Raw genomic sequence first — 26588 nt, forward strand, 5'->3', positions numbered from 1 at the left:
CAACAAGACGGAGTTCGGCCGGTCGCCATGGCCTGCCCGGCAAGGGCGCCGGCGGCGACGGGAACCGGACTTGGGAGGATACGGCCTGCCGCCGCGACGGATGCCCCGGTTAACGGGCATCTGGTCCGGTCACCGGCATTCGGATCTTCGCCATTCCGGCGGGGTCCGTTGGTCGGGCGCCGCGATCCTTTTCAGGAGCATTCTAGTATGGACACCGCCATCGCCGCCCCCTCCGCCGCCCCGGCGGGTCGCAGCGGCATCGTTCCGACCGGCAAGAACGGCAGCCCCATGATCGAAAACGTCACGTTCGAGGAAATCCGCATCGGCCAGCAGGCGAGCCTGTCGCGCCGTCTGACCATGTCCGACATCGAGCTGTTCGCGACGGTGTCCGGCGACCTCAACCCGTCCCATGTGGACGAGGATTACGCCGTCGACCACAAGGTGGTCGGCCATGGCATGTGGTCGGGCTCGTTGATCTCCGCTGTCCTCGGCACCCTGCTGCCCGGCCCCGGCACCGTCTATGTCGGCCAGGATTTGCGCTTTGAACGTCCGGTCCTGCTGGGCGACATCGTCACCGTGACCGTCACCGCCAAGTCGAAGGACGCGACGCGCAAGACGGTGGTGTTCGACTGCCTGTGCATCAACCAGGACGGCCGGACGGTTGCGACCGGCGTGGCCGAGGTGATCGCCCCGACCGAGAAGGTGTGCCGCGCCCAGGCGGAACTGCCGCAGGTGCAGGTGATCCGCCATGACGGCCACGAGCTGATGCTGAAGAAGTGCGAGTCGCTGCCACCGGTGCCGACCGCCGTCGTCCATCCCTGCGACGAAAGCTCGCTGCGCGGCGCCGTCGAGGCTGCCGAAGCGAACCTGATCGACCCGGTGCTGGTCGGTCCGGAATCGAAGATCCGGTCGGTCGCCGACGCCTGTGGCCTCGACATCTCGCGCTACCGCATCGTCGACGTCGCCCACAGCCATGCCTCCGCCGAGACCGGCGTGCGGCTTGCCCGCACCGGCGAGTGCGAGGCGGTGATGAAGGGCAGCCTGCACACCGACGAGCTGATGGGCGAGGTGGTGAGGAAGGAGACCGGCCTGCGCACCGGCCGCCGCCTCAGCCACGTCTTCGTGATGAACGTCCCGACCTACCCGCGGCCGCTGCTGATCACCGATGCGGCGATCAACATCTACCCGACGCTGGAGGACAAGGTCAGCATCGTGCAGAACGCCATCGACCTCGCCAAGGTGCTGGGGGTCGAGGTGCCGCGCGTCGCCATCCTGTCGGCGGTGGAGACCATCAACACCAAGATCCCCTCGACGCTGGAGGCGGCGGCACTCTGCAAGATGGCCGACCGCGGCCAGATCACCGGCGGCATCCTCGACGGCCCGCTGGCCTTCGACAACGCCATCAGCCGCGAGGCGGCGATCACCAAGGGCATCAAGTCCGAGGTGGCCGGTCAGGCCGACATCCTGCTGGTTCCCGACCTGGAGGCCGGCAACATGCTGGCCAAGCAGCTGTCCTTCCTGGCCCATGCCGACGCCGCCGGCATCGTGCTCGGTGCCCGCGTGCCGATCATCCTGACCAGCCGCGCCGACAATGTGCGCACCCGTCTGGCGTCCTGTGCCGTGGCCGTCCTGTCGGCCGCCGCGCGCCGCCGCGGTGCCGCCGCCGCGGCCGAGTAAGGAGGTCAAGGGCAATGTCCAACGCGATCCTCGTCATCAATGCCGGCTCCTCCAGCCTGAAATTCTCGGTCTTCCGGGATCATGGCGGCGGGGATCCGGTGGTCACCATCAACGGCCAGATCTCGGGCATCGGCACCCAGCCGGTGTTCGAGGCCAAGGACGCCCAACGCCGCCCTCTCGCGGAAAAGAGCTGGGGTGCCGGCGAGGCCGGCGACCGCACCGCTCTGCTGTCCTACCTGCTCGACTGGATCGAGGAGCGGCTGGAGGGGGCGACGCTGATCGCCGCCGGCCACCGGGTGGTGCATGGCGGCGTCCGCCATGCCGCCCCGGTGCTGCTGACCCCCGCCGTGCTGGACGAGTTGGACGGTCTGGTCCCGCTCGCCCCGCTGCACCAGCCGCACAACCTCGCCGCCATCCGCGCGTTGGCCGAGGCACACCCGGAGCTGCCGCAGGTCGCCTGCTTCGACACCGCCTTCCACCGCAACCAGCCCTGGCAGGCCCAGACCTTCGCCATTCCGCGGGAACTGACCGAGGAGGGCGTGCGGCGCTACGGCTTCCACGGCCTGTCCTACGAGTATATCGCCCGCCGCCTGCCGGAGATTGCGCCGGAGTTGGGTGATTCGCGGGTGGTCGTCGCCCATCTCGGCAGCGGCGCCAGCATGTGCGCCATCCATGGCGGGCGCAGCGTCGACAGCACCATGGGCTTCACCGCGCTGGACGGCCTGCCGATGGGCACCCGCTGCGGCACCATCGACCCCGGCGTGCTGATCTACCTGATGCGCAAGGGCATGGACGCCGGCGCCATCGAGAAGATGCTGTACAACAAGTCCGGCCTGCTCGGCGTGTCCGGCATCTCCAACGACATGCGTGCCCTGCTGGACAGCAGCGACCCGCATGCGCAGGAGGCGGTCGAGCTGTTCTGCTTCCGCATCGCCAAGGAGACCGGCGCGCTGTCCGCCTCGATGGGTGGTGTGGACGCGCTGGTGTTCACCGCCGGCATCGGCGAGCGCTCCGCCCCGGTGCGGGCGCGGGTCGGCGACAAGCTGGCCTGGATGGGGGTGGACATCGATGCCGCGGCCAACGAGGCGAACGCGACGAAGATCTCGGCCCCCGGCAGCCGCCTGCCGGTCTATGTCATCCCGACCGACGAGGAACGGATGATCGCTCTGCACACCCGCAAGGTGCTGACGGGGCGGTGAGCGATTTGTGGGGAGCGTCGGCCGGCGCCCCCCACATCCCCCTGGAGCCAGTCCCCATTCGGTGCTAGCACCCCCTCCGGCATCACGCATCGTCCGGGGGAAATTTTGGTCCGCCCCTATCTGCCGCTGAACGCCCTGCGTGCCTTCGAGGCGTCGGCGCGGCATCTCAGCTTCACCCGCGCGGCCATCGAGCTGTGCGTGACCCAGGCCGCCGTCAGCCATCAGGTCAAGCTGCTGGAGGAGCGGCTGGGCGCCAGCCTGTTCCATCGCCTGCCGCGCGGCCTCGCCCTGACCGACGAGGGGAGGGTGCTGTTGCCGACGCTGGAGGACGCGTTCGACCGTATCGGCGGGCTGCTCGACCAGTTCGAGGGCGGCCGGTTCCTTGAGGTCCTGACGGTCGGCGCCGTCGGCACCTTCGCCGTCGGCTGGCTGCTGCCGCGGCTGACGCGCTTTCGCGAGGCGCATCCCTTCGTCGATTTACGCCTGTCCACCAACAACAACCGCGTCGATATCGCGGCGGAGGGGCTGGACTACGCCATCCGCTTCGGTGACGGCGCGTGGCACGGCACCGAGGCCGTTCCCCTGTTCGACGCGCCGCTGTCGGTGTTGTGCGCGCCGGAGATCGCCCGGCGGCTGCGCGAGCCCGCCGATGTCGGGCGCGAGACCCTGCTGCGTTCCTACCGGTCGGACGAGTGGCCGGGCTGGTTCGCCGCCGCCGGGATGGAGCCCGCGGCGACGCCGCCGGTCAAGGGGCCGGTCTTCGACTCCTCCTCCCTGATGGTGGAGGCAGCGATCCAGGGGGCCGGCGTGGCATTGGCCCCGGTGGCGATGTTCCGCCGGCCGCTCGCCGTGGGGCTGATCGAGCAGCCCTTCGCCGTCACCGTCGGCAAGGGCGCCTATTGGTTGACCTCGCTGAAGTCACGGCCGGAGACGCCGACCATGCGCGCCTTCCGCGACTGGCTGTTCGCCATGGTCGCTGAGGAGACTGCAGCTTGAGAGTGCAAGGGAAAGCGCGAAGGAGAGCTCCCGCTATCGTTGCTTGCCGGTTGCCCGTCTTACCGGCTGCCGGTGCCGCCACCGGTCAAACCGGGTAGGTAGCGGCCGACTGCCTTGATGATTGCAAGCGCCGACGTTGCCAAATCGTCCATACCGACGGAACGGATCATGGCGGCAACTTTTGCATTCGGCCCTGTGGCGCCATCGGTAACCGCGAATATGCTGGCATCCTCTCCGCTGTCGTTTGGCAGCATCTTGGCCAGCCGTCCAGCACCAACCTTGCGGGCCAGTTCGCCTGCACCTTGCCGATCATCCACCCACACCAGCGTCATGGAGTCCGATGCAATCCCGGCGGCGCGATTGAACGCCATATCCAGCTTGTGGCCGAATCGGGAATCCTGCCGGTCGGTGATGCTCAACCCGATGAAGCCTGTGTCAGCCTCGCGGTCCTCTGCGGTCGCACCCACCTCGCCTTCACCGGCCTCCGCCAGTGCGGGTGGGGGTTTGGGCTTGACGATTCCGCGGCTTGCGGCGACGGCGTCCATCATGGCCGCCCCGGCCCGGCCGGAACTGATCGAGATGCTGTCGGATAGGCCGAAGGCGGTGCGGAATGCGTCAGCGGCCTTTCCCATATAGTCGCTTGTCGCATTGGCCCACTCCGTCATTGCCGGAATCGCGGCGGCGGTGCGTCTGATTTTTTGCTCGCGTTCGGCTGACAGGGCGGCCGGCTGGTCACGCCCCATTGTCCGGCGCGCGGCATCGGACAGATCCACAATAACCGTAGGGGGCGGGCGCGATGGATCTTGGGAGACGGTGAGGGAAGAAGGACGTGCAGATGCTCCGGTGGATTTGACCATGCCAGTGGTCGTCTCGAGCAGAACCTGCGACCCAACGATCTTTGTCATCCCGCAGCCTCCCCGTGCATTATCGCGATGATATGCGCGGGAAGGTGGGGCGGCAAGATGTTTGCGCAGACTCAAGGATGCGCGCCTCTTCCACGATGGGCTATTTGCCATGATCGCGGAAGAAGCGGCAGTCTGAGCGGTCAGGATAGGGTGACGCGGCGCGGAGCCTGCTGCCGCTCCCGCTGTTGCCAGAAACGCAGCCGCAGCCGAGGCGCCATGAACCAGGCGATGGGAGCGGCAAGGATGACGCTGAGGATCACTACGGTCGGCATCAGCGTCATCGCCTGTTCGGAAAAGCTGGGGATGCCCAGGACCAGGACGGTGCCGATGCCGAAGACTACACCCTGGATCATGCCGTAGATCAGGATGGCGAGGCGTAAACGGGTGGACATGTGGCTGCTCCGCTGAAGTTGGATGGTGCATAGACCGTTTCCCTCTTCAACCGGAATGAGGCCGCAATGTTCCGAACGCTATCGGAAGGAGTCTGCTCCGCCCGATAGCGTTCGTATACATACAATTATTGGGCGTGACGCGAACTCGCCCTTACTGGTGCGCCCGCCACCACGCCATCAGGCCGGTGGTGGAGTTGTCATGCGCTCCCTCGGCCGGACCGGCTTCCATCTCCGGCAGGATGGTGTTGGCTAGCTGCTTGCCCAATTCCACGCCCCACTGGTCGAAGCTGTTGATGTCCCAGACGATGCCCTGGACGAAGACCTTGTGCTCGTACAGCGCGATCAGGGCGCCCAGCGTCGCTGGGGCTAGGTCCTGCATCAGGATGGTGTTGGACGGGCGGTTGCCGGGGAAGACGCGGTGGGGGACCAGTGCCTCCACCTCGGCCGCCGGCTTGCCGGCCTTGGTCATCTCCGCCCGCACCTCGTCGGCGGTCTTGCCGCGCATCAGCGCCTCGGCCTGGGCGAAGACGTTGGACAGCAGGATGCGGTGATGGGCGCCGGCTTCGGCCCCGATCGGGTTGTGGCTGGTCGCCGCCGCCACGAAGTCGCAGGGGATCAGCGAGGTGCCCTGGTGGATCAGCTGGTAGAAGGCGTGCTGGCCGTTGGTGCCGGGCTCGCCGAACAGCACCGGGCCGGTCTGGTAGTCCACCGGCTCACCGCCGCGGGTCACCGACTTGCCGTTGCTCTCCATGTCCAGCTGCTGGAGATAGGCGGGGAAGCGGTGCAGATACTGGTCGTAGGGCAGCACCGCGTAGGACGAGGCGTCCCAGAAATTGCGGTACCAGACGCCCAGCAGGGCAAGCAGCACCGGCATGTTGCGCTCGAGCGGCGCGGTCTGGAAATGCTCGTCCATCGCATGGGCGCCGGCCAGCATCTCGGCGAAGCGCTCCGGGCCGATGGCGATCATGATCGGCAGGCCGATGGCCGACCACAGCGAATAGCGGCCGCCGACCCAGTCCCAGAAGCCGAACATGTTGGCCGGGTCGATGCCGAACTTGCGCACCTCCGCCTCGTTGGTGGAGACGGCGACGAAGTGCTTGGCGACATGCGCCTCGTCCTGCGCGGTCTCCAGGAACCAGCGGCGGGCGGAATGGGCGTTGGTCAGCGTCTCCTGCGTCGTGAAGGTCTTGGACGCGATGACGAACAGCGTCGTCTCCGGGTCCAGCCATTTCAGCTGTTCGGCCAGATGGGTGCCGTCGACGTTGGAGACGTAATGCAGCGCCACATGGGCGTGGGCGAAGGGCTTCAGCGCCTCCGTCGCCATGACGGGACCGAGGTCGGAGCCGCCGATGCCGATGTTCACCACATCGGTGATCGGCTGGCCGGTGTAGCCGCGCCACTCGCCGTCGCGCACCGAATTGGCGAAGGCGTCCATCCGCTCCAGCACCGCGCGCACGCCCGGCATCACGTCGCGGCCATCGACGGTTACGGCGCGGTCGGAGCGGTTGCGCAGGGCGGTGTGCAGGACCGCGCGCCTTTCCGTCAGGTTGATCGGCTCACCGCCGAACATGCGGGCACGCGCGCCCTCGACATCCTGCTGGCGGGCGAGGTCGAGCAGCAGGCGGACCGTGTCCTGGGTGATGCGGTTCTTCGAATAGTCGAGGAACAGCCCCGCGGCTTCCATGGAGAAGGCTTTGAACCGGCCGGGATCGGCGGCGAACAGGTCACGCATGTGCGTGCCGGCCATGTCCTGGCGGTGGTGGGCGAGAGCCGCCCAGGCGGGAGAACGGGTCAGCGCGGTCATGATGCTTTGGACTCCTTGACGTCAGCGGTCCTTTGACGCGGCCCATCTTGCGGGGCGTGCGGAGCCTAACACCGACCGCCAGCCACGGCCACGGGCCAAAACGCGGCGGTCGGCGCTGCTTATCGGCCTATGCGGGGCGGCCAGGGGTGCAACCCGGCGGGGCGGTCGGGTGTTGTCGATCAGGGACGTTTCAACAGGAGGACAGCATGTCGGACAAGCCCGTTGCCCCGCCTTTGGAAGAGCGTGAGGAACAGCGCGACCGCGACGATGCCGCGCGGCCCGATCAGGTCGGGATCATTCCCGGCAAGGTGCCGGGCAGCCCGGTCGATCCGAGCGATCCGCGTTTTCCGGGGAGCCAGCCGGATTTGGCGTGAGGGGAGGGGAAGCTGGGGGCGTCGTCAGCCGACGCCCCCAGGTCACTCGGAGATCGCTCAGCTCCCGCCTTCGATGGTCCGCGTCGGCGTCACGCCCTCCGGCTTGCCGACCAGCACGGTCAGCAGCTTGGCCGGGTCGAGCAGGCGTTGGGCGACGCGCTTGATGTCGGCCTGCGACACCGCGTTGATGTAGCGGTCGCGCTGGTTCAGGTAGTCGATGCCGAGATTGTCGCGCTTCACCTGCAACAGGATGCGGGCGATGGCCTGGGTCGAGCCGAGCTGCAGCGGGAAGGAGCCGGTCAGGTAGGTCTTGGCGTCGGCCATCTCCTGGTCGGTCAGGCCGTCCTTGGCCATGCGCGCCCATTCCTGGCGGATGATGTCCAGCGCCTGACCCGCCTTGGCGTTGACGGTGGAACCGCCGGCCATCACCAGCGCGGTGTGGTCCATCGGGATCAGGTAGCTGTAGACGCCATAGCTGAGCCCGCGCTTCTCGCGCACCTCTTCCATCAGGCGCGAACCGAAGCCGCCGCCGCCCAGCACATAGTTCATCACCGTGGCGGCGTACCAGTCGGGATCGTCGCGCTTCACCCCGGGCTGACCCATCAGCATCACTGTCTGCGCCGTCGGACGCGGCAGCAGGATGGTCTGGCCCAGCCCGGACATCGTCACGTCGGGGATCGGCTTCGCCTCGGTCTTGGCCGGCAGCCCGCCGAACACCGTGTCCAGCGCCTTGCCGAGGTCCTCCGGCGAGATGTCGCCGGTCGCCGCCACCACCAGCCGGTCGCGGCCGAACTGGCTCTTCACGAAGGCGCGCAGGTCGTCGGGCGTGATGGCCGGCAGGCTGTCCAGGCTGCCGCGAGTCTCGCCGCCATAGGGGTGGTCGGGGAAGGCGGTGGCGTAGAACTGCCGCCGCGCGACGTAATTGGGATCGGCGAGGTCGCGCTTCAGGCTGGCCATCACGGAGGCGCGCATGCGGTCGAGCGCCTCGGGCGCGAAATGCGGCTCGGTCAGGGCAAGCCGGGTCAGTTCCAGCGCCTCGTCGCGGTTGTCGGCCAGGGTGCGCATGGACCCGCTGAAGCCATCGCGCCCGGACTCGAAGCCGAGTGCGATGGCCTTGTCCTGTAGACGCGCCTGGAAGGTCTGCGAGTCGTAGGGACCGGCGCCTTCGTCCAGCATGGCGGAGGCGAGATACGCCAGCCCGTCCTTGCCCTTGGGGTCGGAGCCGCCGGCCCCGTCGAAGACCCATTCCAGCGCCACGACCGGCACCTTATGGTCCTCGACCAGCCAAGCCTCGATCCCGCCGGGGCTGACCACCCGCTTGATGTCCATGGCCTGGGCGGGGGAGAGAAGGGCGGTGGCCGTCAGGAAGAACGCCACGACCGCCAGGCGGACGGAGGGAAGTCCGCGGGCGGATGAAACATCGTGAAACACGCTCATCCTCAACTGTCCTTTCCGGTCGGGGGCAGCAGCAGGCCGGTGACGTGGTTGGTCTGGCTCAGCACGGCGCGGGCGGCGGCGTTGACCTGATCGGCGGTGACGGCGTCGATGCGCACCGGCCAGCTTTCCACGTCGTCGATGCTCTGGCCGGTGGCGAGCGCCGCACCCAGCGTCTGGGCCGGCCCGGTCAGGCTGTCGCGGGCATAGGCCGCCGAGGCCAGCATGCGCTTGCGCGCGGTGGCGACCTCCTCCTCCGTCACGCCGGATTTCAGCAGCTTGTCGACCTCGGACCACAGGGCCGATTCGAGCTTGTCCATCGGCACGCCGGCGGCCGGGCTGGCGCCGACGCTGAGCGTCGCCATGTCCCAGGCGGTCGGCCCGTAGCCGAGCCAGGCCGAGGTCGCCACCTTCTGATCCACCACCAGGCTGCGGTAGAGGCGCGAGGTGGTGCCGCCGCTCATGATCTCGGCCAGCACCTGCAAGGCATAGGCCTGGCCGGTCTGGTCGAGGCGGTAGGACGGTGCGGTCCAGATGCGGCGGACCGAGGGCTGCCGCACCTCGTCGTCACGCAGGACCACCTGGCGGGAGGAGGTCAGCGGCGGCTCGGTGACCCGCTTGCGCTCCGGCACCGGCCGGGCGGCGATGGCGCCGTAATAGCGCTCGGCCAGCGGCTTCAGCTCCGCCGCGGTGACGTCGCCGGACACCACCAGGATGGCGTTGTTGGGCGTGTACCACGTCTTGTAGAAGCGCTCCGCCATCTCCCGCGTCAGCGCCGACATCTCCTGCGGCCAGCCGATCACCGGGGTGCCGTAGGGGTGGTGGACGAAGAGGGTGGCGTTGATCTGCTCGCCGATGCGGTCGGCCGGCTCGTTCTCGATGCGCTGGCGCCGCTCTTCGATGATGACGTTGCGTTCGGGATAGACCACCGCGTCGGTCAGCTTCAGGTTGGCCATGCGGTCCGACTCCATCCGCATCACCATCTCCAGCCGGTCGCGGGCGACGTTCTGGTAATAGGCGGTGTAGTCGTAGCTGGTGAAGGCGTTGTCGCGCCCGCCATTCTTGGCGACGATCCGGCTGAACTCGCCGGGCTGGATCGCATCGGTCCCCTTGAACATCAAATGTTCGAGGAAATGGGCGATGCCGGACTGGCCGCGCTCCTCGTCGGCGGCGCCCACCTTGTACCAGACCATATGGGTCACGACCGGCACGCGGTGGTTCGGGATCACCACCACCTGCATGCCGTTGGACAGGGTGAAGCTCTCGGGGAAGAACACCCCTTTTTCCGCCGCATGGGCGGGCTGGAGCCCGAGCGGACTCGGCGCCAGTGGGGCCGCGACGGTCATCGTCAGGGCGAGGAGACCTGCCGCGGCGAGGCGGCGGGCTGGAATGCAGGCGGGCATGAGGGCTCCCGGATCAGGAGGACCGAATCGAAAGGGCGCCCTTCGCTGGGAAGGACGCCCCCGGAAACTGGTGTGATGTCGCGTCTTGGACAAGACCGGAGGAACGGGCCGGGCTTAGAACAGGCCTTCCAGCGGCGCCTTGCGCTTGCGCTCGATCGTCGGGGTGGCGGCGCCGTCCAGCGCCTTGCCCTGGGCCTGGGCCTCACGCAGGCGCTGCTGCTCCTTGCCCGGGTCGACGACGGAGAAGGGCTGCTGCTGGGTCTGCCAGAACAGGAGCGAATCGATCCAGCTCTTGTCGGCGACGATCAGCTGGGTGGTTTCCTGATCGACCTTGGCGCGGATGTTCGGGTCGATGCCGTCGCGGGCCGAAGCCTGGGCGACCAGCGACTTCTCGCCCGCCGTCGCGCCGGCCGCAGCCTTGGCGCCGCGCGAGGAGCCGCCGAACACGGCGCCGGCGGCCATCTGGGTCGGGGTGCTGTCCTGCGGACGGGCAGCACCCGGACGCGGCTTCGGCAGGTCCTGCATGCTGGGCGGCAGGGTCAGCGGAGCGCGGGAAACGACGGAGAATTCGTCGGGGCTCTGGCGGTCGAGACCGATGGACCGGCGCACATCCGAGCAGCCGGCGAGCGTCAACGCCGCAAGCGCCAGCCCGATGAGCGGGAGCCGAGTCCGGGGGAAGGAGAGGGCGGAGGAGATGCTGGTCACGTTCGGAGGATCCCGTCGTCTGTCACGTCGTAGCGACCCGGCCCGAAGGTCGAGGCCGCTTGGGTCAGCGCTCGCCGGTGGTTATAGCGCCACCGGCGACGGAACTCTTACGACTTTTCGCGGCCCGCGAACAGTCCGTCGATCAGCAGCAGCACGACGCCGACGCTGATTCCGCTGTCGGCGACGTTGAAGGCCCAGAAATGCCAGCCGCCGACATGGAAATCGAGGAAATCGACCACCGCCCCGTGCAGCATCCGGTCGGCCACGTTGCCGACCGCCCCGCCGATGATGAAGCCCAGCGCCAGGGCGATCAGGCGACGTTCCGCCTGCCGCAGCCAGAAGACCAGGCAGACGGCGATCACCGCCGCGATGGCGCTCAGGATGTAGGGCATCAGCGCCCCGCCGCTGGCGAAGGTGCCGAAGCTGACGCCGTAGTTCCACACCAGCACGAGGTTGAAGAAGGGGGTCACCTCGATGACATGCGGCACCGGCTGCATGACCTGCTCGAGGATCCACCACTTGCTGCCCTGGTCGAGGACCACCACCAGGACGGCGACGATCAGCCCGAACAGCCAGTAGGACCGGGATTGGTTGGCGACGAAGGCGTTCATGCGGCCATACATCCTTCCTCTCCCCTCCGGGGAGAGAGTCGGGGGGAGGGGGAGGCGCGGCGAGGAGCGTCCGGCAGGCGGACCCCCCTCACCCTAACCCTCTCCCCGCTTTCGGCGGACCGGAGGTCCGCCTGTCGCGTCAGCGCAAACGAAGTTTGCGCGAGAGCGGGGGGGAGAGGGGATAGAGCCGCGATTGTGACGACGTTCCTCATGCCACCGCGTCGGAGCAGCGGATGCAGAGCGTCGGATGGTCGTGGACCGTGCCGACCTCCTCCAGCACCTTCCAGCAGCGTTCGCACTTTTCGCCTTCGGCCAGAGCCGGGGCGACGGCGATGCCGGGGACGTCGGCCAGGGTGAAGGCCCCCTCCGGCGCCGCGGCGTCCGTCACCTCGATGGCCGAGGTGATGCAGACGTCCTGGAAATCGACATCGGCCAGCAGGGCCTTGGTCGCGGCATCGACGAAGACGGTCGGATCGGCCTGGAGGGACGAGCCGATGGTCTTGTTGGCGCGCTCAAGCTCCAGGGCGCCGGTGACGACGCGGCGGACGGTGCGCACCGCCTCCCACTTGGCGGCCAGATCGTCGTTGCGCCATTCCGCCGGCACCTCCGGGAAGCCGCGCAGATGAACGCTCTCGTCGGTCCAGCCCGATCCCTCCGTCAAGCCGGCCGGCCGGGCCAGCCACGCCTCTTCCGCGGTGAAGCAGAGGATGGGCGCGAGCCAGGCGGTCAGGTTGGAGAACAGATGCTCCATCACCGTCCGCACCGACCGGCGGCGCACCGAATCGACCGGATCGCAATAGAGGCTGTCCTTGCGGACGTCGAAATAGAAGGCCGACAGCTCCACCGCACAGAAGTTGTGCAGGGCGACGAACAGGGCGTGGAAGTCGTAGGCCTCGACCTTCTCGCGGACCAGCGTGTCCAGCTCCGACAGGCGGTGCAGGACCCAGCGCTCCAGCTCGGGCATCTCGGCGGCGTCGATCCGCTCGGCCGGGCTGTAGTCGGCCAGCGCGCCCAGCAGGTAGCGCAGCGTGTTGCGCAGGCGGCGGTAGAGGTCTGCCTGGGTCTTGATGATCTCCTTGCCGATGCGGAGATCCTCCGAATAGTCGGAGTTGATGATCCACAGGCGCAGGATGTCGGCGCCATACTGGTCGCAGACCTCCTGCGGGGCCACCACGTTGCCCAGCGACTTGGACATCTTGCGGCCCTGCTCGTCGAGCACGAAGCCGTGGGTCAGCACCGCGTTGTAGGGCGCCCGGCCGCGGGTGCCGCAGCTTTCCAGCAGCGAGGAGTGGAACCAGCCGCGATGCTGGTCGGAGCCCTCCAGATAGAGGTCGGCCGGCCAGGCCAGCTCCTCCAGCCGCTGTTCCAGCACGAAGGCGTGCGAGGATCCCGACTCGAACCAGACGTCGACGATGTCCCGGACCTGCTCGAACTCGTCGGCGGAATAGCTGTTGCCGAGGAAGTCCTGCGGGTCGCGGGCGAACCAGGCGTCGGCGCCCTCCTGCTGGAAGATGTCGGCGATGCGGGCGAACACCGCCTCGTCGCGCAGGATCTCGCCGGTCGACTTGCGGACGAACAGCGCGATCGGCACGCCCCAGGCGCGCTGGCGGCTGATGCACCAGTCAGGCCGGCTCTCGATCATCGAGCGGATGCGGTTCTCGCCCTGCGACGGGACCCAGCGGGTGTCGGAGATCGCCTGCAGCGCCACCTTGCGCAGGTCGTTCGTCTCCATCGAGATGAACCATTGCGGCGTGGTGCGGAAGATCAGCGGCGCCTTGGAGCGCCAGCTGTGCGGATAGCTGTGCTTGATGCGGTTGCTGGCCAGCAGCGACCCGGCTTCCTCGAACGCCTCCAGCACCGCCTTGTTGGCCGGGCCGGTCTTGCCCTGGTCGGTGTAGACGGCCAGCCCGGCGAACAGCGGCACATGGGCGTAGTAGCGCCCGTCCTCGCCCACCGTCTGCGGCACCTCGATGCCGTTGGCCTGGCCCAGGCGGAAGTCGTCCTCGCCATGGCCGGGGGCGATGTGGACGAAGCCCGAACCGGCGTCGGTCGTCACGAAGTCGCCGGCCAGCAGCGGCACCTTGAAATCGTAGCCCTTGCCGTTCAGCGGGTGGCGGCAATAGGTACCGGCGAGCCGCGAGCCGGGGAAGCGGTGCAGTTGCTTCCACTCGGTGATGCCGGTCTCCTTCAGCACGCTTTCGGCAAGCGCGGTGGCGAGCACGAGGCGCTCGCCGACCACTGCCTTGGACCCCTCGGCGACCGCCGTGACCTTGAAGGTCGCGTATTCGATCTCGTCGCCATAGGCGATGGCGCGGTTGCCCGGCAGGGTCCAGGGGGTGGTCGTCCAGATGACGATGCTGGCCTCGTCCACCTCCGGCGCCGACGATCCCCAGACGGGGAAGCGGGCGAAGACGGTGGTTGAGGTGTGGTCGTGGTATTCGACCTCGGCATCGGCCAGCGCGGTCTTCTCGACCACCGACCACATCACCGGCTTGAAGCCCTTGTACAGGCCGCCGTTCACCGCGAACTTGTGGATCTCGCGGACGATCTGCGCCTCGGCCGGGAAGGTCATGGTGGCGTAGGGCTGCTTCCAGTCGCCCTCCACGCCCAGGCGGCGGAACTCGGCGGCCTGGATGCCGACCCATTCCTCGGCGAACTGGCGGCATTCGGCGCGGAACTGGATGAGCGGCACGTCATCCTTGTTCTTGCCGGCCTTGCGGTACTTCTCCTCGATCTTCCACTCGATGGGCAGGCCGTGGCAGTCCCACCCGGGGACATAGTCGGCGTCGAAGCCCTGCATCTGGCGGAAGCGGACGATGACGTCCTTCAGGATCTTGTTGACGGCGTGGCCGATGTGGATGTTGCCGTTGGCATAGGGCGGGCCATCATGCAGCACGAACTTCTTGCGGCCCTTGGCACCGGCGCGCAGCTTGCCGAACAGGTCCATCTCGGCCCAGCGCTTCAGCAGCTCGGGCTCCTTGGTCGGCAGGCCGCCGCGCATGGGGAAGTCGGTGCGGGGCAGGAAGACGGTCGATTTGTAATCGCGGGTCATATCGGATCCCTGGGGAAAGCATCACCGTCGGGCGGCGATGAGGCCACCCGGAACACAGCAGGTCTCTATCCCGGCCCTCCTCAGAGAGCCGGGCCGGTAATTCGCGCGCGATGCGCAGGAGCGCGCATCATCATCGGGATCCGCAAGGAGACGTCCATGGCGCCGGATATTAGCGGCGCGGGCCGTGCGGTCAAGGACCGCTCACATGCGCCGTGTGCAACCGCGAACCGGCTTCGCCGGGCGGAAGTCCCCTCGGCAGCGCCTTCCGAAATTACCGCTGGCAACCCGGCGGCGGCAAAATTACGGTGTGTCCGCCGAGCTTGTCCGCGGCGCGGGCCGCTCGCGGCACTCAAGAACGCGCGGGAGCGTCTTCGGCATGATCGACCAGCGGACCGGCGTCTTCCTGTCGGAGTTCCTCGACACCCGCAACAGGGATCCGGCGGTTCTGGACCGCTTCCTTCTGCAGGGGCCGGACGGCGGACGACGGGGTGCCAAGCCGAACCTGAAGGTCGCCTTCTTCGATTTCTGGCCCGAGTTCGATCCATCGGCGAACTTCTTCGTCGAAATCCTGTCCGCCCGCTTCCAGGTGTCCGTGGTCGAGAACGACAGCGACCTCGCCATCGTCTCGGTGTTCGGCACCGGTCCCCGGGAGATACGGACGGCCCGGTCGATGTTCTTCACCGGGGAGAATGTGCGGCCGCCGCTCGACGGCATCGACATGTCGGTGTCGTTCGACCGCATCGACGATCCCCGGCATTTCCGCCTGCCGCTTTACGTCGTGCATGCCTACGACCATCTGCGCGAAGGGGCGGCGCCGTATTTCTGCCAGCCCGTGCTGCCGCCCGTGCCGCCGACGCGGGAGGACGCCGCGGAGCGGAAATTCTGCGCCTTCCTCTACAAGAACCCCAACTGCGCCCGCCGCAACGACTTCTTCCACATGCTCGGCGCCCGGCGCCATGTCGACTCGGTGGGCTGGCTGCTGAACAACACCGGCAGCGTGGTGAAGATGGGGTGGCTTCCGAAGATCCGGGTGTTCTCCCGCTACCGCTTCGCCTTCGCCTTCGAGAACGCAAGCCATCCCGGCTATCTGACCGAGAAGATCCTGGACGCTTTCCAGGCCGGAGCGGTGCCGCTCTATTGGGGCGATCCCGGCGTCCTGCGCGATGTCGCGGCCGGCAGCTTCATCGACGTGTCGCGATACTCCTCCGACGAGGAGGCCATCGAGGCCATCCTGGCCATCGACGACGATTACGGCGCCTACCGCCGCTACCGCAGCACGCCGCCTTTCCTCGGCACGGAGGATTTCCACTTCGATGCCTACCGTCTGGCCGAATGGATCGAAAGCCGTCTTTGACTGTGGGTGAGGTGGACCGATGAGACGGGTGCTGTTGAATTATGCCGACGGGGCCTTCACGACGGCGCAGAAATACAATGGCAGGACCGGCCTGGAGACCGGCGGTTTCGACGGCGTCGCGATGATGGGGCGCCAGCGCATCGATGCCGCTTTCGCCTCGCGGAACCGGCATGTGCTGGACCAGCCGCGCGGGGCCGGCTATTGGCTGTGGAAGCCCTACTTCATCGACCGCTTGCTGCGCGAGGATCTGAAGGACGGCGACATCCTGTTCTACAGCGACAGCGGCGCCCATTTCGTCCACAGCGTCGATCCGCTGATCGAGATTTGCCGGCAGCGGCGCGATCTGCCGATCCTGCTGTTCACGCTGGGCGATGACCACCGCAACGGTGCCTGGACCAAGCGCGACTGTTTCCACTTCATGGGGCTGGACCGGCCCGATGTCGTCGAGGCGCCGCAGATCATGGGCAGTTTCATCCTGTGCGAACGCGGGCCTGAAACCATGGATTTCGTCGCGCAATGGCTGCGGCTTTGCCAGGATGCCCGGCTGATCACCGACGCGCCCAACGAATGCGGCCTGCCGAACTATCCGGAGTTCCGCGACCACCGCCACGACCAGAGCATCCTCAGCCTGCTCGGCCGCCGCCATCGCGTGACAACCATTCCCGACATCTCGCAATGGGGGGACGGGAGCCGTCCGGCCGGGATTCCCCGTATCATGGAACACACGCGCTGGCGCGACTAGGGCCGGTTGTGGCAGACAGAAGCCCGGTCCATTCCCGTCAACCGCCAGCGGCGATCGGCAGAAGCGCATGACCAGTTTTGCCCGTGCCGTGGCGGCGGAAAACGCCGGCAGGCTGGAGGAGGCCAGGGCCGGCTATCTCGACGCCCTGCGGACCGAGCCGCAGAACCCGGCGGTTCTGCACCGGCTGGGGGCGGTGGAGTTGCGGCTGGGCAACCCGCGCGACGCGGTGAGCCTGTTCCAGAAGTCACTGGCCATCGCCAAGGACCTGGAGGTTTATCTCGATTTCGGAGCGGCCATGGCCGGCATGGCCCGCTGGGATGCGGCGGCGACGGTCTATGCCGCCGCTCTGCGGGTCGCCCCGGCATCGGCCGATGCCCATTACGGTCTGGCGATGGCCCTGCACCGGCAGGGGCGCCCGCAGGATGCCGAGCCCCATTACCGCGAGGTGCTGGCGAGCTTTTCCCATCTGGGAGAAGTCCACAACAACCTCGGCGTCGCGCTTCAGGACCTCGGCCGCTTCGCGGAGGCCGCCGCCGCTCATCGCGAGGCGGCGCGGATCGATCCCGCCGATGCGGCGTCCTGGTCCAAGCTGGGCGTGGCCCTGCATGCCATCGGACAGGGAGCCGAGGCGGAAGCCGCCTTCCGCAAGGCGCTCGGCCTTGCGCCGCAGGATGCCGACTGCTGGCACAACCTGAGCGGCCTGCTCGAGGCCGGCGGGCGCCCGGCGGAGGCGCTTGCCGCCGGCCGTCTTGCGGTCGCGCTCGATCCGGGGAGCGCCCGCAACTGGCTGGCCCTGGGCAATGCCGCCGGTGCCGCGCGGCGCCTGGAGGAGGCATGGCGCGCCACCTCGGCCGCGGCCCGGCTGGAGCCGTCGAACCCGGCGGCGCGCAACAATGTCGCCAGCGCCTTGCAGGAACTCGGACGCTGGCACGACGCGGTGGCCGAATACCGTGCGGCGCTGGCGCTGCAACCGGACTTTCCGGTGGCCGAGATCAATCTGGCCCAGGCCCTGTCGGGACTGCGCGAGGCGGACGGGGCGCTTGCGGTCCTGCGGGCCCTGCTGGCCAGGCAGCCGGCGAACGGCGAGGCCTGGCGGCGGCTGGGCAGTGTGCTGGCGGAGGCCGTCAGACCCGATGCCGCGGTCGCCGTTCTGCGCAAGGCGGTGGCGCTGGCCCCCGGCGAGCCGGATGCCCTGGCCGATCTGGCGATGGCCGCCGCGATGGCCGGCTGGAGCATGCAGTCGGCGGATGCCTGCCGGCGGGTCCTCCGGTTGGTTCCCGGCCATGCCGCTGCCCTCGGCCAGCTCGTGCATCAGCAGAGGCTTCTGTGCGACTGGCGCGATCTGGACGGGCTTGAGGCCGAGCTTCTGCGGCAGGTGCGTGCCGGGGCGGAGGGGGTGTCGCCTTTCGACGTCCTGTCCTGCGCCTCGACCCTTGCCGACCAGCAGTCCGCCGCGGCCCGCTGGGCGGTGGCGAAGGCCCGCGGCGCCGGGACCGTGATCCGGCCGGCGGCGACGACGGTGGCGATGGCGGCCGCAGGCGATGGGCGGTTGCGGATCGGCTATCTGTCGTCGGATTTCCGTGAGCATGCCATGGGCCACCTGATGGTCGATGCGCTGGAAAGCCATGACCGGTCCCGCTTCGCCGTCACCGCCTATTCGACCGGCCTCGACGACGGCAGCGCGCTGCGCCAGCGGTTCCAACGCGGGATCGAGCGCTTCGTCGACCTGCGCCGCCACACCGACGCCGATGCGGCGCGGACAATCGCGACGGACGGCATCGACATCCTGGTCGATCTGACCGGCTTCACCTCCTTCTCGCGCACCTCGATCCTGGCGGCCCGTCCCGCCCCGGTGCAGGTCAATTGGCTGGGCTATCCCGGAACGCTGGGGGCGGGCTACGTCGACTACATCGTCGCCGATCCCACGGTGATCGCGCCGGGCGAGGACGGCTTCTTCAGCGAGCGGGTGGTGCGGCTGCCGGATTGCTATCAGCCCAACGACCGCCGGCGCGCCATCGCCGAGGCCACGCCGACGCGCCGGGACTGCGGCTTGCCCGAGGAGGGTTTCGTCTTCTGCTGCTTCAACAGCGCCTACAAGCTGACGCCCGCTTTGTTCGACGGCTGGGCGCGCATCCTGGCGGCGGTGCCGGGCGGCGTGCTGTGGCTCTATGCCGGCGATCCCCAGGTGGCGGTCAACCTGCGCCGCGAGGGCAAGGCCCGCGGTCTCGATCCCCATCGGCTCGTCTTCGCCCAACCCCTGCCGCACGCGGAGCATCTGGCGCGGCACCGGCTGGCCGACCTGTTCCTCGACACGCTTCCCTACAACGCCCACACGACGGCCAGCGACGCTCTGTGGGCGGGCCTGCCGGTGCTGACCCGGCGCGGGACGACCTTCGCCGGGCGCGTGGCGGCCAGCCTGCTGCGGGCGGCCGGATTGCCCGAACTGATCGTCGACGGGCAGGAGGCCTATGAGGCGGAGGCGGTGGCGCTCGCCCGGTCGCCCGGACGGCTCCGCGACCTGCGGCAGCGGCTGGCACTCAACCGGCCGGTCTGCCCGCTGTTCGACACGCCGCGCTTCACTCGGCATCTGGAGGCGGCCTACCGGGCGATGTGGGACATTCACCGGGCCGGCGGTGCGCCGCGCCCGATCACCGTCACGGCTGAGGACGCCGGCGGTCCGGCATCCGCCATAGAGGGAAGAGGGGAGAGCGCATGACCACCGGCGAGAGCACAGGAGCGCGGCTGCACATCGTCGTCCCCTACCGGGATCGCGCAGACCATCTCCGCCAGTTCGTTCCCTGGGTGAGCGCTTATTTCGACCGTCTGGCGCAGCCGATCGATTATCGCGTCACCGTCGTGGAGCAGGAGGCCGGGCTTCCCTTCAACCGTGGGGCGCTGAAGAATGCCGGCTTCCTGCTGGGCGAAGGGCAGAGCGACTATGTCTGCCTGCACGACGTCGATTATCTGCCGGTCGATGCCGATTATTCCTGGGCCGACTGTCCCACACCGATCCTATGGTACGGGGCGGAGCTGCGCCCGGTGGCGCCGGGACGCTCGGACCGCACGGTGACGACGAACCTCGAAAGCACGATGGGCGGCGCGCTGTTGATGCCGAACGCGGCGATGCGGCAGATCGACGGCTATTCCAACCTCTTTTGGGGCTGGGGATACGAGGATTTCGACTTTTCGCTGCGCATCCGGGCGCGCCGCATCCCAACCGGCCGGCGCAAGGGGCGTTTCCAGCCGCTCGACCATGCCAATGACGGCTTCACACCGGAGGCGGCGCCATCCCCCATTTCCCTGGTGAACCGCCGCGTTTTTCAGGGGCTTTGGTCTTCCGGCAAGATCCCGGCCGGCGACGGTTTGTCCTCGCTGTCCTTCGAGGTGCTGGATCGCAGGTCTTGCGATGGGTGTGTCGAAGGTGCGCAGGACCGTTGGGAGATCGTCCGGGTTCGCTTCGCCCATGCCCCGACGCCGGAACAGGCGGCGGCGGACGGCATCCAGGCCTGACATCCGCCTGACAACCGCGGGGGGCGGCTGCTGCTCCACCGCCCCCCGTCTTGCGTCACATGCTCGACTTGCCGCCATGGGCGGACGACCAGCCGACCGGATCGTTCAGGAACTTCTCGACTTCCGACAGGGTGTTCTCGTCGAAATAGCGGTTGTCGCGGGCGACCTTCAGCACGTCCCACCAAGTGCACAGCGCGTGCAGGCGCACGCCGATGGCGTCCATGTTGACCTTCGACTGCGGGAAGATGCCGTAGTGGAAGATCACGAAGGTGTCGGTCACCTGGGCGCCGCCGTTGCGCAGCGCGGTGACGAAGTTCTCCTTGCTCTTGCCGTCGGTCGCCAGATCCTCGACCAGCAGGACGCGCTGCCCCTCGGTCAGCAAACCTTCGATCTGGGCGTTGCGGCCGAAGCCCTTCGGCTTCTTGCGCACATACTGCATCGGCAGTTCCAGCCGGTCGGCGATCCAGGCGGCGAAGGGGATGCCGGCGGTCTCGCCGCCCGCCACCGCGTCGATGGCCTCATAGCCGATCTCGCGCTCGATGGTGGCGACGGCGAAATCCATCAGCGCCTTGCGGGCGCGCGGGAAGGAGACGATGCGGCGGCAGTCGGTGTAGACCGGGCTGGCCCAACCCGAGGTGAAGATGAAGGGCGTCTCGGCGTTGAAGTGCAGCGCCTTGATCTCCAGCAGGATCTTGGCCGCGGTGGCGGCGATGGTGGCCTGATCGGGCAGGGTCGACATGGAAGAAGGGCTCCGGAAAACGGGATGGCATCGCGCGGATGCCCATTGTGTAGCGGGGGAGGGCGCGATTCGCAATTCCCGACCATCCTTCCCCGCTCATCCCGTCAGGAACTCGGCATTTGCTGTCAGGCTGTCCGCACGGTGCGGGTGTAGGTGTCGACATCCGTCCGCAGCTGCTGCATCTCCCGGCGCAGCTTGGCCGCGGCCCCGGCCAGTTCGCCGGCGGTGCGGTCGGTCCGCACAATGACATCGTGGACGTCGCCCAGCATGCCGGACATCGCCGTCACCGCGCCCGACCCGTCCTTCATCGCCCGCAGGATACCCTCCGCCGCGTCCGATTGGCGCGACACCGCATCCGCGATGGCCGCCCCGCTGTCCCGGGCCGCATCCACCGTCCGGGAAACCCCGTCCATGGCATGGACCGCTTCGTCCACGATGGTCTGGATGCCGGCGATCTGGCTTTGGATGTCATCGGTCGCACGCGCGGTCTGGCCCGCCAAGCTCTTGACCTCGCTGGCGACCACGGCGAAGCCCTTGCCGGCCTCCCCGGCGCGCGCCGCCTCGATGGTGGCGTTCAATGCCAGCAGGTTGGTCTGGCTGGCAATCGAATTGATCAGGCCGACCACTTCGCCGATCCGCCGCGACGCCTCGGCCAGTTCGCGGATGCGGCCCGCGGCTTCATCGGTCCGCTGGACGGCATCGGCGGTCATCCGGGCGGCCTTCCCGCTGTGACGGCCCACCTCGTCGATGAGGGCTCCCAACCCATCGGCGCCGGCGGCGGCGTCGCTCACGATGCGGCTCGCAGCGTCCGCATGCCCGCGCACATGTCCGACCTCGTCCGCCGCGCGGCCTGCGTCCTCCGACATCGTGCCGGCGGTGGATTGAAGCTGTTCGCTGGTGGTGCCCAGCCCGCTCAGGATGATCTCGGTCTGCTGGGTGAAGCGTTGCGTGGCGTCGTTCAGGGCGGCAAGTTTGCGCTGCTCCTCGTCCCGCCGCGTCTCCTCCTCGGCCCGGCGGCGGTCGAGATCGCTTGCTTGGCTTTGCATCAGCATCACGGCCGCGGTCACCCGGCCGATGGCATCGTCCACCGGATGCTTCAAGGCAATATCGCGTCGTCCGCGCCCGATCTCGGCGATTCCGTCCGCGGCGCGGTCGAGCGGCCGGACGATCGAGCGGCCGATCACAAGCGCCATCAGGGCCGATCCGCCGATGGCCAGTGCGGTCACCACGCCGATCAGCACATAGGCGTAGGCCGTGATGCTGGCCGAATCGCCGTTGCTCGCCTGGTTTTCCGCCCGGATCAAGGTGGACAGGGCTTCGTTGCGCTCCTCCAGCCGATGGAAACGCTCCAGAAAGCCGGCAAGCCCCTCCTTCGCCTTCGCCCTGTCGCGGAGCGCCACCGCGAACAGCCCCTCCGCCGCCCGGATGTACTCCTCCATCTCGGGCAGCAGTTCATCCAGCCCCCTGCCGATGGCGGGGCTGAGGGCAAGGTGCCGGTTGGCGCTCAACGCTTCGCGAAACGTGTCGGCATGGTCCTTGAGATCCTTTCGGACCTCGTCCCGCTCCGCTTCCGCGCCGTCCGGGCCGGTCAGAAGAGCGGCAAGCACGTCCGCACGCAGGGCGTCGTGCATCATGTCGCCAGCCTGATGGTTCGACAGGGCTTCTCCCGTGATCAGAACCTGACGGTTCGCCCCATCGACGACGGAGAGCGCCGAGACGGCGACACCCCCCACGACCAGCAATGCCAAGGCGAAGGACAAAGGCAGCAGAGACAATTTCCGGGACAGGGTCAGGACGGACATCTGCACAACCCTTCATTGGTACGCAAAATGGGATTGACGCATCATCCGTGCAGGATAGGCAATTTTATATGCTGATTCCTATAGGGGTTTTTCGGGGTGTTGCGCGAACGCCCGGCCGTTCGCGCATTTCGTCAGACCTTGCCCCGCACGCTTCCCAGGAACCGGTCCACCTGGGTGTGCAGCAGTTCCGCCTGCTTCGACAGCTCCCCGGACGAGGAGAGCAGGCGCGATGCGCCGCTGCCGGTTTCGGAGGCCGCCTGGAGCACGCCGCCGATCGAGGACGAGACCTCGTTGGTGCCGGCCGCCGCCTGCTGGACATTGCGGGCGATCTCCATGGTGGCGGCGTTCTGTCCGTCGACCGCCTGGGCGATGGTGCCGACGATGACGTTCACCTCGCCGATGGTGGCGGCGATGCTCTGGATCGCCTCCACCGCGTCGGCGGTGGCCGTCTGGATCTCGGCGATCTGCTGCGAAATGTCGCCGGTCGCCTTGGCGGTCTGGTTGGCGAGGCTCTTCACCTCGCTGGCGACGACGGCGAAGCCCTTGCCCGCCTCTCCCGCCCGTGCCGCCTCGATGGTGGCGTTGAGTGCCAGCAGGTTCGTCTGCCCGGCGATGGAATTGATGAGGTTCACCACGTCGCCGATCTGGTTGGCCTTGGACGACAGGCCGTCGACGATGCGGTTGGTGCCGTCGGCCTGGTCGGCGGCCTGCTTGGCCTTGCGGCTGCTTTCGCCGATCTGGCGGCCGATCTCGGAGATGGAGGCGGCCAGTTCCTCCGCGGCGGCGGCCACGGTCTGGACGTTGACCGATGCCTGCTCCGATGCGGCGGCGACGGTGGTCGCCTGGGTCTCGGTATGGTCGGCGGTGGTCGCCAGCGACTTCGCCAGCGCCCGCACCTCGGTCGAGGAGGAGGCGACGCTGTCGACCACGCCCTTCACCTCGTTCTCGAACCGGTCGGCCAGTGCGGCCATCTCGGCGCGCTTGCGCTCCTCGGCGGCATGTTCCGCCTCGGCCTGGCGGCGGCGGAAGGCATCGGCCTCCACCGCGTTGGCCTTGAACACCTCGACCGCACCGGTGATCTGCCCGATCTCGTCCTTGGAATCCGATGCCGGGACGGTGACGGTCAGATCGCCGCGCGCCAGCGTCAGCATGGCGTTGGTCAGGCGCCGCAGCGGACGCAGGGCGGCGACCGTCCACAGGCCGAAGGCACCGGCCATCAGCAGGGCGGCGCCGCACAGCGACAGCATCAGCGTCTGGAAGCCCTTGGCGACATCGCGGGCACGCGCGGCGATGGTCTGGTTCTTGCGCTCCTGCAGGTCGATGAAGGCGTTGATGCGCTTCAACCATTCGGTGAAGGCCGGGCGGGCGTCCTGCATCAGCCCCTTCTGCGCAGCGGCCATGTCGTTCGCCTTGCGGGCGGCGATGACGGCCTTGATCGCCGGCAGGCTCTTCGCCTCGATCTCCTTGATGCCGGTCAGCAACTGCCGTTCCTCCGGCTCGATGTCGGCCATTGCGGCGAACATGGCGTCGAGCGGCTTGGCGGACTCCTCGTAATAGGCTGCCAGCCGGTCGATGTCGGCCAGCACCAGCGACAGGATCGCCGGGTCGGTGGTCAGCACCACGTCGCGCAGGGCGATGGCCCGGTCGTGGACACTGCCGCGGAAGTTGATGGCATAGCGCTGCTTGACGCTGTTGACCTCGTTGATCCGAGTGAGGTCGGCGTCGATTTTCCGCACCTCGCGGACCCCGATGACGGTCAGACTGATCAGAAGGACAAGAACCACGCCGAAGCCGAGAAACAAACGTGTGCGAATCGTGGCGTGCCGTGGAAGAAACATATCGGCGCATCCCGTCAGAGTTGGCCCGCATGGGCAATAATCAGACCTTACCCCAAAAATCGTTACCTTTTTGGGTTACTCAACATGTGCTTTTAAGCCTGCCCGGCAAGGCGGCCGGCGCAAGCCTGCGCAAAAATGTGCGGGTTGCGGATCGAAGCCGCCGCCGCAATATGCGAGGCCCGGAGACCGATCCGGAAAACCGCCCTGGATTTGCCGATGCCGCCCCTGCCCCTGCCCCTGGCCACGTCCCTGCCCACGTCCCGCCGCAACCGCAGCCTGTCGCGTCTGCTGGCGATGGCCCTGCTCCCGGCCCTGCTGTTTCCGGCGCCGGCGTTCGCAGCCGATGCGGATGGGGGCGCCCAGCAGGACCGGCCGGAACACGCCGGATCGACGGCCGCCAAGTCAGAAGGGGGCAAGTCAGAAGGGGCCAAGTCTGAAGCCGCAAAGGCCGATGCTGTGAAAACGGACGACCTCCGGGGGTTCGATTCGCAGCGCAGCGTGACCAGCCACAGCCTGCCGCTGCCGGGCGGTGCGTTGGCCTACACCGCGACGGCGGAGTTCCTGCCGCTGCGCGACGGCGCCAGGGAGGAGCTGGCGGCGCGCATCTTCACGGTGACCTACACCGCCGATCTTAAGACGCCGGCCGCCGGTCCGCGCCCGGTCACCTTCGTCTTCAACGGCGGGCCGGGGGCGGCGTCGGCCTACATGCATCTGGGTGCCGCCGGTCCGAAGGTGGTCGCCTTCGGTCCGGACGGGGCTCTGCCGCCGCCGCCGGCCCCGTTGGTCGACAATCCCGACAGCTGGCTGGCCTTCACCGATCTGGTCTTCATCGATCCGGTCGGCACCGGATACAGCCGCGCGGTGAAGCCCGACGAGACGGAAAAGCGCTTCTGGTCGGTGGACGGCGATGCGCGGTCGATGGCCGAGATCGTCCGGCTCTGGCTGACCCGGAACGGCCGCTGGTCGTCGCCGACCTTCCTGGCGGGGGAGAGCTACGGCGGTTTCCGCATCGCGAAGATGGCGGACGAGCTGATCGATCAGGTCGGGCTCGCGGTGAACGGGCTCATCCTGGTTTCCCCCGTCGTCGATTTCGCCGCCATCGACGAGGACGGCATCCTCGGCCCGGCCTGGAAGCTGCCGTCGATGGCGGCCTCCGCCGCGGCGCTCGGCCGCACCTCCGGCACGCCCGAACAGGCGGCGGAAGCGGCGGAGCGCTTCGCCCTCGGTCCCTATCTCACCGGGCTGGCCGGTCTCGACTACGGACGGCTCGATGCCGCGCAGGATGTCTTCGCCGAGGTGGCGCGCATCACCGGCCTGCCGGTGGAGACGGTGCGGCGCCAGCGCGGGCGCGTGCCGATGGGTGTCTTCACCCGTGAGCTTCTGCGCGACCGCGGCCGCATCCTCAGCATCTATGACGGCACCTTCACCGCTCCCGATCCCGATCCGGGTGCGCCGCGCGTGCCGTTCGATCCCTTCCTGAAGGGCACGGTGCCGACCTATACCACGGCTTTCGCCGCCTATGCCCACGATGCGCTGGCGGTGGGGACGGAGCAGCCCTACCGGCTGCTCAGCGACCGGGTGAACCGGAACTGGGAGTGGCCGCGCATGTCGGTGCCGAGCGCGGTGGACGCGCTGCAAACCGCACTCACCCTCCAGCCGGCGCTGCGGGTGCTGATCGTCCATGGCCGCACCGACCTGATCACGCCCTACATGGCCTCGCGCTGGGTGGCGTCGAGGCTGGAACTGCCGGAAGGCGAACGCGGCCGGGTCGCGGTGACGGTGCATCCCGGCGGCCACATGATGTACACGCGGGGCGAGGGCCGCGCCGCGCTGGCGGCCGATGCCCGTGCGCTGATCGCGGAGAGCCTGCGCCCGCGGTGACCGGCGCCTGCCGGAGTTGGAAAGCCCGGAAACGGAAAGGGGCGCCCCGGCGGGGGCGCCCCTTTCCATGTGTCGGATCGCTGTGCCGGATCAGAACAGACGCAGGATCGACTGCTGCGACTGGTTGGCGAGCGAGAGGGCGATGGTGCCCAGCTGCTGGCGGGTCTGCA

20 protein-coding genes are annotated in these 26588 nt (G+C 68.2%); 9 read left to right on the plus strand and 11 right to left on the minus strand.

What is annotated here, in order from left to right; genetic code table 11:
* Nucleotides 1-288 precede the first annotated feature (288 nt).
* From TSH64_RS12165 to TSH64_RS12175, 3 genes are all read left to right on the plus strand, one after another.
* The gene (locus tag TSH64_RS12165) at nt 289-1677 is read left to right on the plus strand and encodes a bifunctional enoyl-CoA hydratase/phosphate acetyltransferase (protein WP_109452576.1); all 1389 of its coding nucleotides are present in this window, start codon (nt 289-291) and stop codon (nt 1675-1677) included.
* Nucleotides 1678-1691: 14 nt separating this feature from the next.
* Nucleotides 1692-2876: an acetate/propionate family kinase gene (locus tag TSH64_RS12170; protein WP_109445324.1), complete on the plus strand. Its 1185-nt coding sequence runs from the start codon at nt 1692-1694 to the stop codon at nt 2874-2876.
* A 105-nt stretch (nt 2877-2981) separates the two neighbouring features.
* Nucleotides 2982-3872 (plus strand): LysR family transcriptional regulator, encoded by an 891-nt coding sequence (locus tag TSH64_RS12175; RefSeq protein WP_109445325.1) that lies wholly within the window; start codon nt 2982-2984, stop codon nt 3870-3872.
* 59 nt (nt 3873-3931) lie between these two features.
* On the opposite strand, the gene TSH64_RS12180 is transcribed toward TSH64_RS12175, so the two are convergent.
* From TSH64_RS12180 to pgi, 3 genes are all read right to left on the minus strand, one after another.
* A complete protein-coding gene (locus TSH64_RS12180; protein ID WP_146208022.1) occupies nt 3932-4777 on the minus strand; it encodes a hypothetical protein in 846 nt (281 codons plus the stop codon).
* A 140-nt stretch (nt 4778-4917) separates the two neighbouring features.
* The gene (locus tag TSH64_RS12185; protein WP_109445327.1) at nt 4918-5169 is read right to left on the minus strand and encodes a hypothetical protein; all 252 of its coding nucleotides are present in this window, start codon (nt 5167-5169) and stop codon (nt 4918-4920) included.
* A gap of 151 nt (nt 5170-5320) precedes the next feature.
* Nucleotides 5321-6973 (minus strand): glucose-6-phosphate isomerase, encoded by a 1653-nt coding sequence (gene pgi / locus TSH64_RS12190; protein WP_109445328.1) that lies wholly within the window; start codon nt 6971-6973, stop codon nt 5321-5323.
* 206 nt (nt 6974-7179) lie between these two features.
* Between pgi and TSH64_RS35840 the strand changes: the two genes are divergently transcribed.
* Nucleotides 7180-7347 (plus strand): hypothetical protein, encoded by a 168-nt coding sequence (locus TSH64_RS35840; RefSeq protein ID WP_199237545.1) that lies wholly within the window; start codon nt 7180-7182, stop codon nt 7345-7347.
* Nucleotides 7348-7404: 57 nt separating this feature from the next.
* Here the strand turns inward: TSH64_RS35840 and TSH64_RS12195 are convergent, their stop codons facing one another.
* The 5 genes from TSH64_RS12195 to ileS all read right to left on the minus strand — a co-directional run bounded on the left by TSH64_RS12195 (nt 7405) and on the right by ileS (nt 14552).
* Nucleotides 7405-8784, minus strand: coding sequence for a pitrilysin family protein (locus TSH64_RS12195; RefSeq protein ID WP_348770322.1), 1380 nt, complete (start codon nt 8782-8784; stop codon nt 7405-7407).
* 2 nt (nt 8785-8786) lie between these two features.
* A complete protein-coding gene (locus tag TSH64_RS12200) occupies nt 8787-10184 on the minus strand; it encodes a pitrilysin family protein (RefSeq protein WP_109445329.1) in 1398 nt (465 codons plus the stop codon).
* 114 nt (nt 10185-10298) lie between these two features.
* The gene (locus tag TSH64_RS12205; protein ID WP_109445330.1) at nt 10299-10889 is read right to left on the minus strand and encodes a DUF3035 domain-containing protein; all 591 of its coding nucleotides are present in this window, start codon (nt 10887-10889) and stop codon (nt 10299-10301) included.
* A 107-nt stretch (nt 10890-10996) separates the two neighbouring features.
* Entirely contained in the window at nt 10997-11500 is a 504-nt protein-coding gene (lspA, locus tag TSH64_RS12210) for a signal peptidase II (protein WP_109452580.1), read from the minus strand.
* 208 nt (nt 11501-11708) lie between these two features.
* Nucleotides 11709-14552 (minus strand): isoleucine--tRNA ligase, encoded by a 2844-nt coding sequence (ileS, locus tag TSH64_RS12220; RefSeq protein WP_109445331.1) that lies wholly within the window; start codon nt 14550-14552, stop codon nt 11709-11711.
* A 376-nt stretch (nt 14553-14928) separates the two neighbouring features.
* Here ileS and TSH64_RS12225 point away from each other — a divergent pair, with 376 nt between their 5' ends.
* The 4 genes from TSH64_RS12225 to TSH64_RS12240 all read left to right on the plus strand — a co-directional run bounded on the left by TSH64_RS12225 (nt 14929) and on the right by TSH64_RS12240 (nt 20158).
* Nucleotides 14929-15906 (plus strand): glycosyltransferase family 10, encoded by a 978-nt coding sequence (locus TSH64_RS12225; protein WP_109445332.1) that lies wholly within the window; start codon nt 14929-14931, stop codon nt 15904-15906.
* 19 nt (nt 15907-15925) lie between these two features.
* Nucleotides 15926-16648, plus strand: a complete 723-nt coding sequence (locus TSH64_RS12230) for a hypothetical protein (RefSeq protein WP_109445333.1) — start codon at nt 15926-15928, stop codon at nt 16646-16648.
* Between the two features lie 67 nt (nt 16649-16715).
* A complete protein-coding gene (locus TSH64_RS12235; protein WP_109445334.1) occupies nt 16716-19364 on the plus strand; it encodes a tetratricopeptide repeat protein in 2649 nt (882 codons plus the stop codon).
* A complete protein-coding gene (locus tag TSH64_RS12240) occupies nt 19361-20158 on the plus strand; it encodes a galactosyltransferase-related protein (RefSeq protein WP_109445335.1) in 798 nt (265 codons plus the stop codon). The genes TSH64_RS12235 and TSH64_RS12240 overlap by 4 nt, the downstream gene beginning before the upstream one ends.
* Before the next feature lie 55 nt (nt 20159-20213).
* Here the strand turns inward: TSH64_RS12240 and TSH64_RS12245 are convergent, their stop codons facing one another.
* The 3 genes from TSH64_RS12245 to TSH64_RS36615 all read right to left on the minus strand — a co-directional run bounded on the left by TSH64_RS12245 (nt 20214) and on the right by TSH64_RS36615 (nt 24537).
* Entirely contained in the window at nt 20214-20897 is a 684-nt protein-coding gene (locus tag TSH64_RS12245; protein ID WP_014247028.1) for an orotate phosphoribosyltransferase, read from the minus strand.
* A 125-nt stretch (nt 20898-21022) separates the two neighbouring features.
* Nucleotides 21023-22699, minus strand: coding sequence for a methyl-accepting chemotaxis protein (locus tag TSH64_RS12250; RefSeq protein WP_109445336.1), 1677 nt, complete (start codon nt 22697-22699; stop codon nt 21023-21025).
* A gap of 131 nt (nt 22700-22830) precedes the next feature.
* A complete protein-coding gene (locus TSH64_RS36615) occupies nt 22831-24537 on the minus strand; it encodes a methyl-accepting chemotaxis protein (RefSeq protein ID WP_109445337.1) in 1707 nt (568 codons plus the stop codon).
* A gap of 216 nt (nt 24538-24753) precedes the next feature.
* On the opposite strand from TSH64_RS36615, the gene TSH64_RS12260 reads away from it, so the two are divergent.
* On the plus strand, nt 24754-26418 hold the full coding sequence (locus tag TSH64_RS12260; RefSeq protein ID WP_109445338.1) for a septum formation initiator: 1665 nt from the start codon (nt 24754-24756) through the stop codon (nt 26416-26418).
* Nucleotides 26419-26588 lie beyond the last annotated feature (170 nt).

Source organism: Azospirillum sp. TSH64, from assembly GCF_003116035.1.
Taxonomy (GTDB): Bacteria; Pseudomonadota; Alphaproteobacteria; order Azospirillales; family Azospirillaceae; genus Azospirillum.